This window comes from Rhizobium sp. BT04 (genome assembly GCF_030053135.1).
Taxonomy (GTDB): Bacteria; Pseudomonadota; Alphaproteobacteria; order Rhizobiales; family Rhizobiaceae; genus Rhizobium; species Rhizobium binxianense.
Window position 1 is genome coordinate 4,344,184 of the sequence record NZ_CP125652.1, and the last position, 15,069, is coordinate 4,359,252.

Here is a 15,069-nt window from a genome sequence, read left to right on the forward strand (position 1 = left end):
CAAAGCTTTGAGCGGTCGGTGCTTCCAGGAAGCTGAGCCGCTCGAGCAGCCTGTTACAGCTCACCTTTGTGGAAATACGCTTCGAGGCGGTAGCCGTCCGGATCGATGATGAAGGCGGCGTAATAGAAGCGTCCGTAATCCGGCCGGATACCAGGTTCGCCATTATCCGTGCCGCCGGATGCGAGGGCTGCCGCATGAAAGGCATCGACCGCGGCCTCGGTCGGGGCGACGAAGCAGAAATGCAGCCCGGATCGCATGTCGGCAACAACAGGCTGCTCCACCTGCATCACCCAGAGCCCGACCTCTTCCGGGCCGTAGCCGATCATGGTGTCGGAATTGGACAGACGCTCATATCCGAGTGGCGCCAGCGCCGCGTCGTAGAAACGGCGGGCTCTTTCGAGGTCTTTTACGCCGATGGAGATATGATCGAACATGGACCGCCAACTCCCTATCTTCCGCCAGTCCTCGCAGGACTGTTCATCCCCAAGATGGCACGACGCCAACATCTTTCAACCGTCGTCCCAAGTCAACGATAGGGCGTCATTCACGGCCGGCGATCCGATCCAGCGTCTGGCGCAGAAATCAGGCGCGCCGAAATTGCCGCTGTTCAGCGCAAGCCCTGCGGCGCTGTCATATGATTTTGGGGGAGGGCGCAACTGGCTTTGAACCACGGTCAGACTGCCTTGCCGCATCCGCCAAGATCCGCCCTAGCGCCACGGGTGAGCCGGCGGGGTGTCACGAGCGAGCTGCGCAGCGTCCGATAGCCTGAGCCATTCCTTCCGGTATCCTATGTTGAGAAGATTGAAGGACAGCATGTCTCTCCCGGCCTCCGAACGGCTCCCGCCGATCACGGCATAATCCGCGTGCGCCGGAACACTCGCGTGATAGACGGCCCACGAACGGGCGGGTTCGATCCGGCCGTCGCGTCCGATGTCCATGGAGTAGTGGCCGGCCGCGCCACCCTTGTTTTTGCCGCCAACAAAGGCGTTCCGTCTTCCTTCGTCTTCAGGGCTGCTCACGATGTCACCCTTCCATCCTTCGGGCCGTGGCCAAACGTTGTCTCGATCAGTGTTGCGCCGATGCCGGGCAATAGGTTTACCGGCTCCAGGCTGTCTTCCGTCGTCACCCGCTCATGACGCTCGTCGTCACTGCGGATGCGGTATTGCAGCAGATTGCCTCTCAGAGGCAGCGTGGCGGTAATGCGGTATGTGTCGGGGAGCTTGGAGGGAACGACAAAGAACCCGTCCTTCAACCGGACGGTCTGCCCGACCTTGAAGATATGTGTTGCTGCCTCGCGTCGGATGGGGCGTCCATTGCGTTGCGGGATGCGCGTAGCGGTCATGACGGTTTGTGATCCTTTTCGAGCGCGGTTTCGAGATCTGACGGATGGATAGGCATCATCTGCAGTGTCGAACTCTGTGCGGCGATCGCCGGCAGGTGGATGAAGGCGCCGATCCGTCGCCAGGCGAGCCTGGAAACACCATCGATCAATTCTTCGTCATAGTCGACGCGGTATTCTCCGGCTGGTTGTGCCCCGTCGAAACCTGGCAGGCGGAATGGAGATGAAAAGTGGACGACGGTCTGTGTTGTGCGACTTGTCATGGCTGAGGCCTCCGCAGGAAGACACCGATGCGTTTCCTGTGTGGTTAGATCCGAACCGGACGACCTCAACGCTGCCGGTACATCCGCGGTCAGCGCCAAGTTCATTCCGGATCGGAACACGCGAAATACACGCCGGAACGACGTGATACTTTCGCTATCGAGAATTCGGTGGTGTATGGCGGGTCGTAGGTCTCTGACACCGCGAAGCCAAGTCGGCCAAATCGACGAGGCTTATCGTTACGCCTAGATTGAGTTTAAATCAAGATAAATTCTGATTTATATATGAAAAACGCCAAATTAACTCTTCGTTCACGAAAATAAAATGAAGCGCGACCGCGCAAAAATTCTATTAATTTCCTGATTATTACAAAATATCCGGTCGGATTGATTTCCTGAATATCTCAAAAAATTCCTCCGCGAATTAATATTTATTGGCACTCCTATCAATCGAGTGCCGCGAATGCTATTTATAGATTGCAGCCGCCATATGCGCCGGCAGCAGAAAGACCTCTATGAAATTCCGTTCACTGCACGACCGCGTCGTCATTCGACGTGCGGAAGGCGATGTCAAATCCAAGGGCGGGATCATCATTCCAGACGCCGCCAAGGAGAAGCCGCAGCAAGGCGAAGTGGTCGCGGTCGGGCCGGGCCTGCGCGACAAAAGCGGCAATCTGGTCCCGCTCGACGTTAAGGTCGGTGATCTCATTCTGTTTGGAAAATGGTCGGGGGCAGAGGTCACGATCGATGGCGAGACCCTTCTGATCATGAAGGAGACCGACATCGTGGGCATCGTCGAAAAGACCGAAGAAGCCTTTCAAAAGGCTGCCTGACCGATCGCATTCCGATCCGCATCTCAAGACCGAACTGGACACATATCATGTCTGCCAAGCAAATCAGATTCTCCACCGATGCGCGCGATCGCCTGCTGCGCGGCGTCGAATTGCTCAACAATGCCGTCAAGGTGACGCTTGGCCCAAAGGGTCGCAACGTCGTCATCGACAAGTCCTATGGCGCACCGCGCATTACCAAGGACGGCGTTAGCGTCGCCAAGGAGATCGAGCTCGAAGACAAGTTCGAGAACATGGGCGCGCAGATGGTGCGCGAGGTGGCTTCGAAGACCAATGATCTTGCCGGCGACGGCACGACGACGGCAACGGTACTCGCCGCCTCCATCTTCCGCGAAGGCGCAAAGCTCGTCGCAGCCGGCCTGAACCCGATGGATCTCAGGCGCGGCATCGATCTCGGCGTTACCGCCGTCGTCAAGGAGATCCAGGCGCGGGCGATGAAGGTCAAATCGTCAGCCGAGATTGCCCAGGTCGGCACCATTGCCGCCAATGGCGACGCCGCCATCGGTGAGATGATCGCCAAGGCGATGGACAAGGTCGGCAATGAGGGCGTCATAACAGTCGAAGAAGCGCGCACTGCCGAGACCGAACTCGACGTCGTCGAGGGCATGCAGTTTGACCGCGGCTATCTCTCGCCCTACTTCGTCACCAATGCCGAGAAGATGCGCGTGGAACTGGAGGAACCCTATATCCTCCTTCACGAGAAGAAACTCGGCAGTCTGCAGGCGATGCTGCCAATCCTGGAAGCCGTCGTGCAGACCGGTAAACCGCTTCTGCTCATCTCCGAGGACGTCGAAGGCGAGGCGCTGGCGACGCTTGTTGTCAATAAGCTGCGCGGCGGCCTGAAGGTCGCGGCCGTCAAGGCGCCGGGCTTCGGTGATCGCCGCAAGGCCATGCTGGAAGACATTGCCGTGCTTACATCAGGCCAGATGATTTCCGAGGATCTCGGCATCAAGCTCGACAACGTCACGCTCGATATGCTCGGCCGCGCCAAGCGCGTGCTGATCGACAAGGAATCCACCACGATCATCGATGGCGCCGGCGAGAAAGCGGCCATCCAGGCGCGCATCCAGCAGATCAAGGCGCAGATCGAGGAGAGCACCTCTGACTATGACAAAGAAAAACTGCAGGAACGCCTGGCCAAACTCGCCGGCGGCGTCGCGGTCATCCGCGTCGGCGGCGCGACCGAGACGGAAGTCAAGGAAAAGAAGGACCGCATCGACGATGCGCTGAACGCCACCCGTGCGGCTGTCGAAGAGGGCATCGTGCCCGGCGGCGGCGTGGCACTGTTGCGCGCCAAGTCGGCGCTCACGAGCCTGACCGGGGAGAACGCCGACGTGACGGCGGGCATCTCGATCGTGCTCAGGGCGCTCGAAGCCCCGATCCGGCAGATCGCCGACAATGCCGGGTTCGAGGGTTCCATCGTTGTTGGAAAACTCGCGGGCAGCAATAATCACAATCAGGGCTTCGACGCACAGACAGAGACCTATGTCGATATGATCGAGGCCGGCATCGTCGATCCCGCCAAGGTCGTGCGCACCGCTCTGCAGGACGCCGGTTCGATTGCCGCGCTTCTGATCACCGCCGAAGTGATGATCGCCGACATTCCCGCAAGAGAATCTGCCCCTGCAGCCGGAAACGGCGGCATGGGCGATATGGGATACTGAGAACAGCCTGAACCTTTCCGGCGTCGCCGGACGGCCTAACTCGAACGATAGACAGGAAGAATTCCAATGTCCGTGCAGAACAGCAGCAAGACATCGATCACCCAGCGTTTCGACAGTTACCAGCCATCTAAGACGCTTCTCGTCTGGGCCTGCGTCGTCACGGCGATCGCCACGATGATTATCGGCTTCAGCTGGGGAGGTTGGGTAACAGGCGGGACGTCAAGCAAAGCGGCAGCCGCCGCCGGCGACGTTGCACGCGGAGAACTGGCGTCTGCCATTTGCGTCGAGCGATTCAACGCGGCGCCGGATGCAAGCGCCAAACTGATCGAGTTCAAGGCGATTACCGAAGGCTACAAGCAGCGTCAGTTCATCGAGGCCGGCGGTTGGGCGACCATGCCCGGGCAGACCTCACCCGACAGCCGAAGTGTTCAGGCCTGCGCCACCGCGCTTGCCGTCTGACACCGTTTTCCCGGGCGCTCCGATGTTGCGGAGCGCTGCCACTGTCAAAGCAGGACATGACCAATGATCCGTTTCGTGAAAAAGAGCGACAAGCAGCCAGCCGCAGAAAACGCCGCCGACAACCGCTTCCAGACAATCCGTGAGGCAGCGGCTGACGAGCACAAGAAGGCTGCTAATGACAGCACGCGCCGCGCCGCGCCGCCGCGGGCGGCGGAAGATGACGACCAGTTTATCTGAGTGCATGGACGGGCGTTTTTGACCACGCCCCTGGCTCTCATCGAGGTGGAGGTCAGCACCGAGCCGGTGCGCTTCCGGACGATCACCTCGGAAAATCGCTGCGGCGGGATAAGGATGCACGGACATCCGCTGGAACGAGCGCCAGCGGCTTTCACGACGCTGGCGCGACCTTACTGCAGCTGCGGCTTTCTGAGAAAGCTGTTGCGGTCGGCGGACTTGATGCGCAGCCAGGCCTCCCGGCCGTTCCTGAGGATACGCATCGGGATCTCAGCGCCGGCCGGGCCGCTGCTCCAGATCTTGCGGTAGAAATCGGCCAGGCCATCGACTTCTTCGTCGCGAATCTCCGAGATGATATCACCCTGCCGCAGGCCGGCCTGAGCGGCCGGACCGCCTTCGGCAACGCTCATGACCACCACACCGCCATTGCTTTCGGCCGAAAATGCGCCGAGCCAGGGTCGGGGCGGCTTGTTCACTTGGCCGCGATTCAACAGATCGTCGAGGATCGGCGGCAAAAGGTCGATCGGTACGACCATGTTGATATCGGCGACCTCGTCGCCCTGGCTCATTTGCAGGCGAAGTGAACCGATGCCCAGAAGCTTGCCGTCCGAACCGATCAGCGCCGCACCGCCCCAAGAAGGATGGGCTGGCGCCGTGAAAATCGCCTCGTCCAGCAGATATTCCCAGTAGCCGGCGAATTCCTGCCGGGCGACGATGTTGGCCTCGACGAATTCTCCGATGCCATCGGCAAGCACGACGGGATCGCCGGGTTTGGCCGTGGCAGCGTCGCCGAGATCCACTGCCGGCGCATCAAGCGCCCCAAGCGCCTGCACCAGGCCGAAGCCGGTTTCCTGGTCATAGGCAAGCGCATGCGCGGGAACGACGCGCCCGTCGTGGGTGGTCAGCCAGACCTCCTCGGCCTCGGTGATGAGATAGCCGATGGTCAGCACCAGCCCATTGTCGCGAATGACCACGCCGCTGCCCTCCCGGACGGTGCCCAGCGTCTCCGCCGTGAAGGCATCTTCCGGAATGGAGGAACGAACGGTCACGACTGACCGCAGGATTGGATCGATATTCATGCTTTCATCCCGATCGGCGGCAGGCTGGAAGCCCACGCATTCCACCTTGAATAAGTAAGAAGACGGAGGGGCGGAGGCAAGCCTGCAGGGTGGGAATTTGCCGCAACCGCCTCCGCGACGCGGCGGCAACCTGCGAATTTGCGGGGGGTGACAGGGACGCCGTGCAACAATATACAGTCAATCTCATCCGGAATCAGACTGACGCGGATTACGATATGAAGAACTGGCATCCCGATCTCAGCCGCAGCAGCAGCCCCCGTTATATGGCGATCGCCGATGTGATCGAAATGGATCTGCGCAGCGGCCATCTGGTGGTGGGAGATCGGCTGCCGCCGCAACGCGAACTCGCCAAGCGGCTGAATGTCGACTTCACCACGGTGGCGAGAGGTTATGTCGAGGCGCAGAAGCGTGGGCTTGTCGATTCGCATGTCGGCCGCGGCACCTTCGTCACTGGTGGCGCGGATAAGGAGCACCCGGGTTTGGCACCCGGCGCCGCGCCTGATCCGCGCCGCGTCTCCGTCGTCGATTTTTCGATGAACTTGCCGCCGGAACCGGATGATCCGGAACTGATTGCCCGCATGCGCGAGGGCATGTCGGCGGTGGCAGCCAACCTCATACCGCTTCTGCGCTATCAGGGTTTCGGCGGCGCCGGCATGGACAAGGAAGCTGCCGCCGGCTGGCTCGGCCGTCGCGGGCTGGTGCCGTCCCAGGAGCGGATCTTCGTTACGCCGGGCGCCCATCCGGCCCTGCTGGCGATCTTCGGCCTGCTGGCAAAGCCGGGCGAAACCGTGCTGTCGGAAATCATCACCTATCCCGGCATGCGCTCGATCGCCGCCCAGCTGCGGCTCAATCTGACCGGTCTGCTGATGGACGAGGACGGTATCCTGCCGGACGCCTTTGCCGGAGCCTGCGAGAGGTTGAAGCCGAAGGCGCTCTATCTCAATCCGACGCTGCAGAACCCGACGACGCTGACCATCCCGGCCAAACGCCGCGAGGAGATCTCAGCCGTTGCCCGCAAATATCACGTGCCGATCGTCGAGGACGATGCCTACGGCTTCATTCCGCTGGAAGGCCCGCCGCCGCTTGCGGCAATAGCGCCCGATCTCACCTGGCATATCGGCGGACTGGCAAAATGCATCGGCGCGGGCCTGCGCCTTGCCTATGTCGTGGCGCCCGATAGCAAGGCCGTATGGCCTTTCGTCAGCGCCATGCGCGCCAACAATGTCATGGCCTCACCGCTGACCGGGGCGCTCGCCACCCGCTGGATTGAAGACGGCACCGCCGATACGATCCTGCGCTTCATCCGCGCCGAGGCCGCCGCCCGCCAGCAGATGGTCGCCGCCATCCTGCCGACCGGCAGTTACCGCGCCGATCCGATCAGTTTCAACATCTGGCTGCCGCTTTCCAATGGCTGGACCCGCTCCACCTTCGGCAGCCACATGCGCTCCTCCGGCATCGGCGTCGTCGCAAGCGACGCCTTCACGGTCGAGGGTACCGCACCAGAGGCCGTGCGGGTCTGCCTCGGCGGCCCGATCACCCGTCAGAAACTGCAGGGTGCCTTGGAGTTCATGGCCCATGCGCTGCAAGGCCCGCCGGAGATGGCCGCCTCGTTCTTCTGACGTTCCAGCATTGCGGCTGAACCCATCAGGCGCATCCGAAAGCCGGAAGCGGACCATTCAAATCCGCCGCGACTTGAACCGTTCGCGATGGCGGATGCGGCCGTCGCATTCCGCAGTCCCGTCATGGCGCCTCTTTGATACCGCTGATCAGCCCCGCCAGCCGGAGGGGAACCTGCGGCATTCTGACGAGTTGACTGGTAATGTATGTGGGATGTAACCATATTGAATGCATACATTGCGCGGATTGACAGCATAAAGATTCCGCGCCAGATAGAACGAGGTCATCATGGACACCGAATATCCGCCACTTCCTCCGATACAGACCGGCATCAGGGGGCGCTGCCCGCGTTGCGGCCAGGGTCATATGTTCAAGGGCTTCCTGACGCTACAGCCGCAATGCGAGGCCTGCGGCCTCGATTATTCCTTCGCCGATCCGGCTGACGGCCCGGCCTTCTTCGTCATCTGCTTTGCCTGCATCCCGAGCGTGCTGCTTGGTGTCTGGCTGGAGGTGGCCTTTTCGGCACCGATCTGGGTACAGCTTCTGGTCACCGGCCCCTTCATGCTCGCCACCTGCATTCCGCCACTGCGGCCGCTGAAGGGCTGGCTGGTCGCCAGCCAGTATTTCTACAAGGCGGAAGAGGGCAGGCTCGCCTGAGGCTTGCTGAGTGTCGCGCGCAGGCGCGGCGTTGCGAAATCGAGCAGTGCCCGCAGTTTCAGCGGCACCAGTCCGTGTGTGTGGTAGACGAGATGCACCGGTGCCGGCGGCGGTTCGAAATCTTGGAGCAGCGGCACCAGCAGGCCGGCCATCTCGGCGCGTGCGGCCTGGTAGGAGAGCACGCGGGTGATCCCGAGGCCGGCGACGGCCGCATCGACCGCTGCCTCGGCGGTGTTGACGGCAAGCCGTGAGCGGATCGGCACGGTGAGATCGCGTTTTCCCTGGGGGAATGTCCAGGTCGGCGTCGAGGCCATGCTGTCGAAGGTGATGCAGTCATGGACGGCGAGATCGCCCGGATGTCGGAATGTGGCGTGCCGCAAGAGATAATCCGGGCTGGCATAGACCGTGCGGCGGATCGCACCGAGCCTTGTGGCGATCAGGTTGCTGTCCGGCAGGTTGCCGATCCGGAGCGCCACGTCGATATGATCTTCGACGAGGTTTGACAGCCGGTCGCCGAGCATCAGCTGCAGATTGATATCGGGATAGGCCTTCAGGAAATCCACCACGACAGGCAGGACGTGCAGCCGCCCGAAGACGATCGGTGCGGTCATCGTCAGTTCGCCCTTCGGCGCGCTGTATTCACCGGCGGCTGTCCGCTCCGCCTCTTCCACCCGGTCGAGAATTTCCCGCGCCGCCTCGACATAGGCGCGACCGGCCTCGGTCAGCGTGATCTTCCGGTTGCTCCTCTGTAGCAGTTGGGCGTTGAGATGGGTTTCCAGGTCCGAAACCTTGCGGCTGACGGTTGCGAGCGGGGATCGCAGATGCCGTGAAGCTGCCGACAGGCTGCCCTGTTCGACAACGGCAAGAAGCACGGTCATGGCGTCGAGGCGGTCCATCCTATCCTTCCATGAATTGGGAGCATGCCTTCCAGATTAGCATTCTACTGTGCTCAGATGGAAGGAGATAAATTGGTCGCAGATGGTTCGAAACGGCCATCGCCAACCGCGTCCCGTCGATCGGAAGACCAAAGGAACCATCATGAAACTCTATCACCACCCGCTTTCCGGCCATGCCCACCGGGCTCACTTGTTCCTGTCGCTGCTTGGCGTGTCCTATGAGCTGGTCGAGGTCGACATGGCGGCAGGCGCCCACAAGGCGCCGGAGTTTCTCAAGCTCAATCCCTTTGGTCAGGTGCCGGTGCTGGACGACGATGGCACGGTCATTGCCGATTCCGCCGCCATTCTCGTCTATCTCGCGCGCAAATACGGCCGCACCGACTGGCTGCCGGAAGAGGCGGTGGCTGCGGCGCGGATCCAGAAATGGCTCTCGGTTGCGGCAGGCGAGATCGCCTACGGACCATGTGCCGCACGCCTGGTCACCGTTTTCGGTGCGGATTTCCGCACCGACGAGGTGATCGCCCGGGCGCACCGCATTCTGGCGCTGATCGAGGTGGAGCTCTCCGGCCGCAATTTCCTGCTCGGCGACAATCCTGCCATCGCCGACGTCGCGCTCTACAGCTACATCGCCAACGCGCCGGAGGGCAATGTTGATACTTCCGCCTATCCAAACCTCCGTGCCTGGCTTGCACGTATCGAGGTCCTGCCGGGCTTCGTCGGCTTCCGTAAGACCAAGATCGGCCTTGCCGCATAAGAACCTCCGGGGCGGGATCGCCGTCCCGGTTTTCCCAAATCATACCCGCAAGGAGGCCCGTGATGCTGGAGCAGACAAGACAGGACGCGTCGTCACCCTGGCATGAGGGTGAACTCGCCATGCAGCGCAGTGTCGGCGTCGTCGAGCGCATGGACGGGCCGGGACGCAATTTCCTCCGCAAGGCCATGCCCGAGCAGCACCGCGCCTTCTTTCCGATGCTGCCTTTCGTCGTGCTCGGCGCCGTCGATGCCAAGGGCGACGTCTGGGCGACGGTGCGGGCTGGCCACCCGGGTTTCCTAGCCTCGCCGGAGCCGGAGATTCTTGACCTCACCCTGTCGCGCGACGCGGCCGATCCTGCCGATGCCGGCATGGAGGATGGCGATGCGATCGCAATGCTCGGCATTCAGCTCGAGACCCGGCGGCGCAACCGGCTGAACGGCGTGATCCACAGGACGGAGGCTAAAGCTTTCCACGTCCGCGTCGGCCAGAGTTTTGGCAATTGCCCGCAATATATCCAGCCTCGCTCTTCCGCCTTTGTCCGCGATCCCGATCTGCCGACAGCGATGGCGCCGCTTCATTCCGGTCAATTCGACGATCGCACGCGGCGGATGATCGAGGACGCCGATACCTTCTTCGTCGCCTCCTATGTCGACCGTGACAATGGCGAACGGCAGGTCGATGTGTCCCATCGCGGCGGCTATGCCGGCTTCGTGCATCTCAGTGCCGACGGCGTGCTGACCGTTCCCGATTTTCCCGGCAACCGGTTCTTCAACACGCTCGGCAATTTCCTCGTCAATCCGAAGGCAGGGCTGGTCTTCGTCGATTTTAAAACCGGCGACATGCTGCAGATGACGGGCCGCGTCGAGGTGCTGCTGGATTCTCCTGAGGTCGCCACCTTTCAGCGGGCGGAAAGGTTGTGGCGTTTCACGCCGGAAGCGATCGTGCTTCGCCCGGATGCTCTGCCGTTGCGGTGGAGCGTGCCTCGCGACCTCTGAGGGAAACGCCGTTTCGACCCGACTTGCCAATAATTGTACCGTTCAGTACAATGATAACCATTCAGTACAGAAGAGTACCTTCTAGGAGAACCTATGTCCAGCCTCGTCCCACCCTTCACCCTTGAGACCGCCACCCGGAAAGTCCGCCTTGCCGAGGACGGCTGGAACAGCCGCGATCCCGAGCGCGTCTCGCTCGTCTATACGCCGGACAGCCGCTGGCGGAATCGCGCCGAATTCGTCAACGGCCGTGCCGAGATTGTCGCTTTCCTCACCCGCAAATGGGCAAAGGAGTTGGACTATCGGCTGATTAAGGAGATCTGGGCCTTCACCGATGATCGAATCGCGGTGCGCTTCGCCTATGAATGGCACGATGACAGCGGCAACTGGTTCCGCTCCTATGGCAACGAGAACTGGGAATTCGACGCTACCGGCCTGATGCAGCGCCGCTTCGCCTGCATCAACGACCTGCCGATCCGGGAATCCGAGCGCAAATATCACTGGCCGCTCGGCCGGCGGCCGGACGATCATCCCGGCCTAACCGAGCTCGGCCTCTGAAAGGCGGCTGTGGGTGAAGACCGTCTACGAACGCGCCGACATTGTACCGCTGCTCGCCGAAATCTTCCGCGAACTCGGCTATGAGGGCACATCGCTCAGCCGCATCACCGAACGCACCGGCATCGGGAAGGGCAGTCTTTATCACTTCTTTCCCGGCGGCAAGGAGGAGATGGCGAGTGCCGTGCTCGCCGAGGTCGATGCTTGGTTCGAGCAGACGATCTATCAGCCGCTCGAAAAGGGCGACGCCCATCAGGCGATCGCGGCGATGTGGGCTGATGTGAACGATTATTTTCGTTCCGGCCGCCGCATCTGCCTCGTCGGCGCCTTCGCGCTCGATGAGACCCGGGAACGATTTTCGGCAGCAATCGGCGACTATTTCATCCGCTGGATCGACGCCTTGCGTTCGGCGTTGGTGCGGGCAGGCTGTCCGCAGCAGGAGGCGCAAGCGTTGGCCGAGGAGGGTGTGGCCGGCATTCAAGGCGCGCTGGTGCTGTCGCGCGCGCTTGATGATAGAGCGGTTTTCACCCGATCGGTGGAAACGCTGGCGAAGCGGCTGGAGGCGGCGATGCGATGAGGGGACGGTCATCCGTCGGGATGTTTTATTGCAGTGGTGAAGAATTCACCCGGCCACGACTGGCTGGCCGGGGCATTGATCGCCGCTCGATCTTACATCGGTACCGCTTTGCGTATATCAGCGATGTTGCTGCGGCTGCTGGGCAGGGCGCGGAGTTTCCCGTTCAGGGCGAATCTGGCGCCACTCATTTTCCATCTGGTCGACGACGTGCTGGGGAATGGTGGTTTGCGTATTGGCGGGCGTCTGCATCGGAAGTCTCCTCTTTCGGGGCCAAGGCTTCAGGGCAGAAAGATGAATTGCACAAGACAAAAGGCGTGTAAATCAGTGGCTTAAACACTTTAAACGATTAAATCAATTTTAATCGATTAAGACGGTTTTAACCATGATCTTTTTTGGGAAGCGCGGAATGGTTGTCCACATGGACCGGGTATTCTTTTTCGAGGCGGTGCGGGACGGGCTCTTCAAAGGAAAGCTGACTCATCCTCAGGTAGTGGGCATCACGGCGATTCTCGACGCCTGGGAAGAGCGGTTTGCCCATGCCGACCGGCGGTGGCTCGCCTATATCCTCGCCACCGCTTACCACGAGACCGCCTATACCATGCAGCCGGTGCGGGAGACGCTGGCGGAAAGCGATGCGCGCGCGGTCGAGATCCTGGAGGCGGCCTTTGCCGCCGGCCGGCTCTCCTGGGTAAAGACACCCTACTGGCGGCCGGATGAGGATGGCCGCAGTTGGCTCGGGCGCGGCCTGGTGCAGCTCACCCATAAGCGGAACTACGAGGCGATGAGTGCGCTGACCGGTATCGACCTCGTGGCCGATCCCGACCGGGCGATGGAGATGGAGGTGGCGGTGACGATCCTGATCGAAGGCATGCTGCAGGGCAGCTTTACCGGCCACAAGCTTGCCGATCACCTGAACGCGACGACTGCGGACTGGGTGAATGCGCGCCGTATCGTCAACGGCACCGACCGGGCGGAAAAACTGGCAAGCTATGCCATGGCCTTCGATGCGGCGATACGTCCCGATGCTGCGCCCGGCATGCTGGCGCGGTTGAAGGCCTGGGGCGCGCGTGTTATCGCCCGGCTGAGACTTGGAGCGCGGCGCGTCTGATAGGATGCGCAAAGGTCGCTCCACCATTTTGACACATATGACAGGAGCTTCCGCGTGATCCGCCATATCGTCTTCTTCACCGTGCCGGAGGAGCATCTGCAGGAGGTGAGATCAGGGCTTTCCATCCTGACCGGCATTCCGCATGCGCGGCTGCTGGAAATCGGCACCAATGTGAAGACCGATCAGCTCGGCACCGAGATCGATCTTGTGGTCTACGGCGAATTCGACGACGAGGCGGCTCTGGCCGCCTATAAGGCCCATCCCGATTATCAGCTGTCGATCGAGCGCGTGCGGCCGCTCCGAGAAAAGCGCATCGCCGCTGATTACGACAGCCGTGCGGCACTGACGCAGCCGCTCTGAATTCCGCGCCTGCCGAGCCACATTCCGTTGAAATTTCAAATGGATGGACAATTATCCGGATTCGCATCGTCGCGAAGCGGACTCAACTTCCGAGTCCCCGGATTCAACTTTCGAAAAAGCGGCGGCAAGCGATTCAAAAGATTCGCCAAAAAGCGGCTGCTGATACAGCGGTCGCGATAGGTGGGCGCAAAGGCACTCTCATCCTGATCTCAATGATAATCAGGACACATCAAGAATGGCTGAGTTGGCGGGCCGGGATCTCATGGAACGACCGGGCTCGGCTGCGATGCGTGGGCGCCGCGCACCAGTGCCATCAACATCAGTATGAAGGCCAGCGCCAAGGCTGTGAGAGCGGCTCCGGTGACGAGCGCCGGGCCGGTGCCGGCGCGGTCGAGGATGGCGGTGAAGATGACGGGGGCGATGGCATTGGCGAGGTTTTGCGGCAGCGACAGCCGGGCCGATTGCAGGCCGTATTCGCCCGGCGAAAACAGCGCCAGCGGTAGAAGCGCGCGGGCGACGGTCATGACGCCGGTGCCGAAGCCGTAGAGCAGGACGAAGGTGACCAGCAGCGGTGCCGACGGACTGGCGACCAGCATCACCAGGAAACTCATCGCCATCAGCCCGATGCCCATGGCCGCGCTGAGCAGAGGGTTGCCGCGCCGGCCGAGCAGCATGTCGAGGAAGCGCGCCGAGATGCCGAGCACGCCGCGTGCCGAGCCGAGCTGCAGCGCAAAGGCTGGCGAAGCGCCGGACTGGCGGAAGATTTCGAGCAGCGATGGCGAGATGCCGAAGGTGATGAAGGTCGTAATCGTCGTCGCCGCGGCAATCAGCAGGAAGGCTTTGCGCCGCGCCGCCTTGGTGAGCGGCACCGGGGCGATTTCGGCCGCGCCGCCTTCTGCATGCGTTACAACAGGTTTTGGCAGGGCGAAAAGATGCAGCGGCAGGCAGACGAAGAATTGCAGCGCCGCGCAGACAAGAAAGGTCAGCCGCCAGCCGAGCGCCTCGTTGAGCAGGCTGAGGATCGGCCAGAAGATGGCGCTCGATAGCCCGGTGAACAGCATGAGAATGGCGATGACGCGTTTGCCGTTTTCCCCTTCGCGCTCGACGACGGCGGCATAGGCCGGTGCCGAAAGGCCTAATGCGCCGCCGATGCCGATGACGACCCAGGCGCTGGCATAGAGCATGACGCCGTCTGCGGCGGCAAGCAGAAGCAGGCCAAGCGCAAAGGTCAGCGAGGCGGCCGAAAGCACCCGGGCGGCCCCGTAGCGGCCCAGCCAGCGGCCGGTCGCGGGACCAACGATGGCGCTGACCATCATCATGATCGTCAGGCCGGCAAACACCACCTCATTCGGCAGACCGAGAGCGGGCGCCACGACGCGGCCCAGGACACCGAGCATGTCGAATGTCGTGCCCCAGCCGATCAGCTGGGTAACGGCAAGCACGGTGACCGTCTGCGCCGAGCGGAAGCGGGAGGATTTTGGCATTGGTGCTGAAATGGCCTGAAATGGGGAGTGGCAAGGACATACCAGTTTCAATTTGCCGGCGAAAGCAGCGATCAGCATTCAGGCGCGCGGCGCCGCGCTTTTGCTGATTGGGCGAAAAGGTGCAACGATGACATGAATGACACGAAGCGTCGGTACAATTTCAGGACGACCCCCTGCGTGCTG

Annotated in this window: 21 protein-coding genes; 13 read left to right on the forward strand and 8 right to left on the reverse strand. The window is 61.7% G+C overall.

Going from position 1 to position 15,069, the window contains the following annotated elements; genetic code table 11:
* Nucleotides 1-53 precede the first annotated feature (53 nt).
* Nucleotides 54-434 (reverse strand): VOC family protein, encoded by a 381-nt coding sequence (locus QMO82_RS29610; RefSeq protein ID WP_183606218.1) that lies wholly within the window; start codon nucleotides 432-434, stop codon nucleotides 54-56.
* On the opposite strand from QMO82_RS29610, the gene QMO82_RS29615 reads away from it, so the two are divergent.
* Entirely contained in the window at nucleotides 433-666 is a 234-nt protein-coding gene (locus QMO82_RS29615; protein ID WP_183606219.1) for a hypothetical protein, read from the forward strand. The genes QMO82_RS29610 and QMO82_RS29615 overlap by 2 nt on opposite strands.
* 41 nt (nucleotides 667-707) lie before the next feature.
* Here the strand turns inward: QMO82_RS29615 and QMO82_RS29620 are convergent, their stop codons facing one another.
* Genes QMO82_RS29620 through QMO82_RS29630 form a run of 3 tightly spaced genes read right to left on the reverse strand, consistent with a single transcriptional unit; the run spans nucleotide 708 to nucleotide 1,602 of the window.
* Entirely contained in the window at nucleotides 708-1,019 is a 312-nt protein-coding gene (locus tag QMO82_RS29620; protein WP_183606220.1) for a hypothetical protein, read from the reverse strand.
* Nucleotides 1,016-1,342 (reverse strand): hypothetical protein, encoded by a 327-nt coding sequence (locus tag QMO82_RS29625; protein WP_183606221.1) that lies wholly within the window; start codon nucleotides 1,340-1,342, stop codon nucleotides 1,016-1,018. The genes QMO82_RS29620 and QMO82_RS29625 overlap by 4 nt, the downstream gene beginning before the upstream one ends.
* The gene (locus QMO82_RS29630; protein ID WP_183606222.1) at nucleotides 1,339-1,602 is read right to left on the reverse strand and encodes a hypothetical protein; all 264 of its coding nucleotides are present in this window, start codon (nucleotides 1,600-1,602) and stop codon (nucleotides 1,339-1,341) included. The genes QMO82_RS29625 and QMO82_RS29630 overlap by 4 nt, the downstream gene beginning before the upstream one ends.
* A 512-nt stretch (nucleotides 1,603-2,114) precedes the next feature.
* Between QMO82_RS29630 and groES the strand changes: the two genes are divergently transcribed.
* The 4 genes from groES to QMO82_RS29650 all read left to right on the forward strand — a co-directional run bounded on the left by groES (nucleotide 2,115) and on the right by QMO82_RS29650 (nucleotide 4,810).
* On the forward strand, nucleotides 2,115-2,432 hold the full coding sequence (groES, locus tag QMO82_RS29635; protein ID WP_183606223.1) for a co-chaperone GroES: 318 nt from the start codon (nucleotides 2,115-2,117) through the stop codon (nucleotides 2,430-2,432).
* 47 nt (nucleotides 2,433-2,479) lie between these two features.
* A complete protein-coding gene (groL, locus tag QMO82_RS29640) occupies nucleotides 2,480-4,114 on the forward strand; it encodes a chaperonin GroEL (RefSeq protein ID WP_183606224.1) in 1,635 nt (544 codons plus the stop codon).
* Nucleotides 4,115-4,180: 66 nt separating this feature from the next.
* Complete coding sequence (locus QMO82_RS29645) at nucleotides 4,181-4,573, forward strand: hypothetical protein (RefSeq protein ID WP_183606225.1); 393 nt, start codon at nucleotides 4,181-4,183, stop codon at nucleotides 4,571-4,573.
* Between the two features lie 63 nt (nucleotides 4,574-4,636).
* The gene (locus QMO82_RS29650) at nucleotides 4,637-4,810 is read left to right on the forward strand and encodes a hypothetical protein (protein WP_183606226.1); all 174 of its coding nucleotides are present in this window, start codon (nucleotides 4,637-4,639) and stop codon (nucleotides 4,808-4,810) included.
* A 170-nt stretch (nucleotides 4,811-4,980) separates the two neighbouring features.
* On the opposite strand, the gene QMO82_RS29655 is transcribed toward QMO82_RS29650, so the two are convergent.
* Nucleotides 4,981-5,886, reverse strand: a complete 906-nt coding sequence (locus QMO82_RS29655; protein ID WP_183606227.1) for a S1C family serine protease — start codon at nucleotides 5,884-5,886, stop codon at nucleotides 4,981-4,983.
* A gap of 215 nt (nucleotides 5,887-6,101) precedes the next feature.
* Between QMO82_RS29655 and QMO82_RS29660 the strand changes: the two genes are divergently transcribed.
* Both QMO82_RS29660 and QMO82_RS29665 read left to right on the forward strand, forming a co-directional pair.
* The gene (locus QMO82_RS29660) at nucleotides 6,102-7,505 is read left to right on the forward strand and encodes a PLP-dependent aminotransferase family protein (protein WP_183606228.1); all 1,404 of its coding nucleotides are present in this window, start codon (nucleotides 6,102-6,104) and stop codon (nucleotides 7,503-7,505) included.
* 286 nt (nucleotides 7,506-7,791) lie between these two features.
* Entirely contained in the window at nucleotides 7,792-8,160 is a 369-nt protein-coding gene (locus tag QMO82_RS29665) for a DUF983 domain-containing protein (RefSeq protein ID WP_183606229.1), read from the forward strand.
* On the opposite strand, the gene QMO82_RS29670 is transcribed toward QMO82_RS29665, so the two are convergent.
* Complete coding sequence (locus tag QMO82_RS29670; RefSeq protein WP_183606230.1) at nucleotides 8,130-9,056, reverse strand: LysR substrate-binding domain-containing protein; 927 nt, start codon at nucleotides 9,054-9,056, stop codon at nucleotides 8,130-8,132. The genes QMO82_RS29665 and QMO82_RS29670 overlap by 31 nt on opposite strands.
* Before the next feature lie 142 nt (nucleotides 9,057-9,198).
* On the opposite strand from QMO82_RS29670, the gene QMO82_RS29675 reads away from it, so the two are divergent.
* The 4 genes from QMO82_RS29675 (at nucleotide 9,199) to QMO82_RS29690 (ending at nucleotide 11,934) form a co-directional block, all read left to right on the forward strand.
* On the forward strand, nucleotides 9,199-9,810 hold the full coding sequence (locus QMO82_RS29675; protein ID WP_183606231.1) for a glutathione S-transferase family protein: 612 nt from the start codon (nucleotides 9,199-9,201) through the stop codon (nucleotides 9,808-9,810).
* Nucleotides 9,811-9,872: 62 nt separating this feature from the next.
* Nucleotides 9,873-10,805: a pyridoxamine 5'-phosphate oxidase family protein gene (locus QMO82_RS29680; RefSeq protein ID WP_183606232.1), complete on the forward strand. Its 933-nt coding sequence runs from the start codon at nucleotides 9,873-9,875 to the stop codon at nucleotides 10,803-10,805.
* A 93-nt stretch (nucleotides 10,806-10,898) separates the two neighbouring features.
* Nucleotides 10,899-11,360: a nuclear transport factor 2 family protein gene (locus QMO82_RS29685; protein ID WP_183606233.1), complete on the forward strand. Its 462-nt coding sequence runs from the start codon at nucleotides 10,899-10,901 to the stop codon at nucleotides 11,358-11,360.
* A 13-nt stretch (nucleotides 11,361-11,373) separates the two neighbouring features.
* Nucleotides 11,374-11,934 (forward strand): TetR/AcrR family transcriptional regulator, encoded by a 561-nt coding sequence (locus QMO82_RS29690; RefSeq protein WP_183606234.1) that lies wholly within the window; start codon nucleotides 11,374-11,376, stop codon nucleotides 11,932-11,934.
* Nucleotides 11,935-12,051: 117 nt separating this feature from the next.
* Here QMO82_RS29690 and QMO82_RS29695 read toward each other — a convergent pair whose 3' ends face one another.
* Entirely contained in the window at nucleotides 12,052-12,183 is a 132-nt protein-coding gene (locus tag QMO82_RS29695; RefSeq protein WP_272783293.1) for a hypothetical protein, read from the reverse strand.
* Between the two features lie 157 nt (nucleotides 12,184-12,340).
* On the opposite strand from QMO82_RS29695, the gene QMO82_RS29700 reads away from it, so the two are divergent.
* Nucleotides 12,341-13,042, forward strand: coding sequence for a hypothetical protein (locus tag QMO82_RS29700; protein WP_183606235.1), 702 nt, complete (start codon nucleotides 12,341-12,343; stop codon nucleotides 13,040-13,042).
* Nucleotides 13,043-13,096: 54 nt separating this feature from the next.
* The gene (locus QMO82_RS29705) at nucleotides 13,097-13,402 is read left to right on the forward strand and encodes a Dabb family protein (protein ID WP_183606236.1); all 306 of its coding nucleotides are present in this window, start codon (nucleotides 13,097-13,099) and stop codon (nucleotides 13,400-13,402) included.
* 260 nt (nucleotides 13,403-13,662) lie between these two features.
* On the opposite strand, the gene QMO82_RS29710 is transcribed toward QMO82_RS29705, so the two are convergent.
* Complete coding sequence (locus QMO82_RS29710; RefSeq protein ID WP_183606237.1) at nucleotides 13,663-14,886, reverse strand: MFS transporter; 1,224 nt, start codon at nucleotides 14,884-14,886, stop codon at nucleotides 13,663-13,665.
* Between the last annotated feature and the right edge of the window lie 183 nt (nucleotides 14,887-15,069).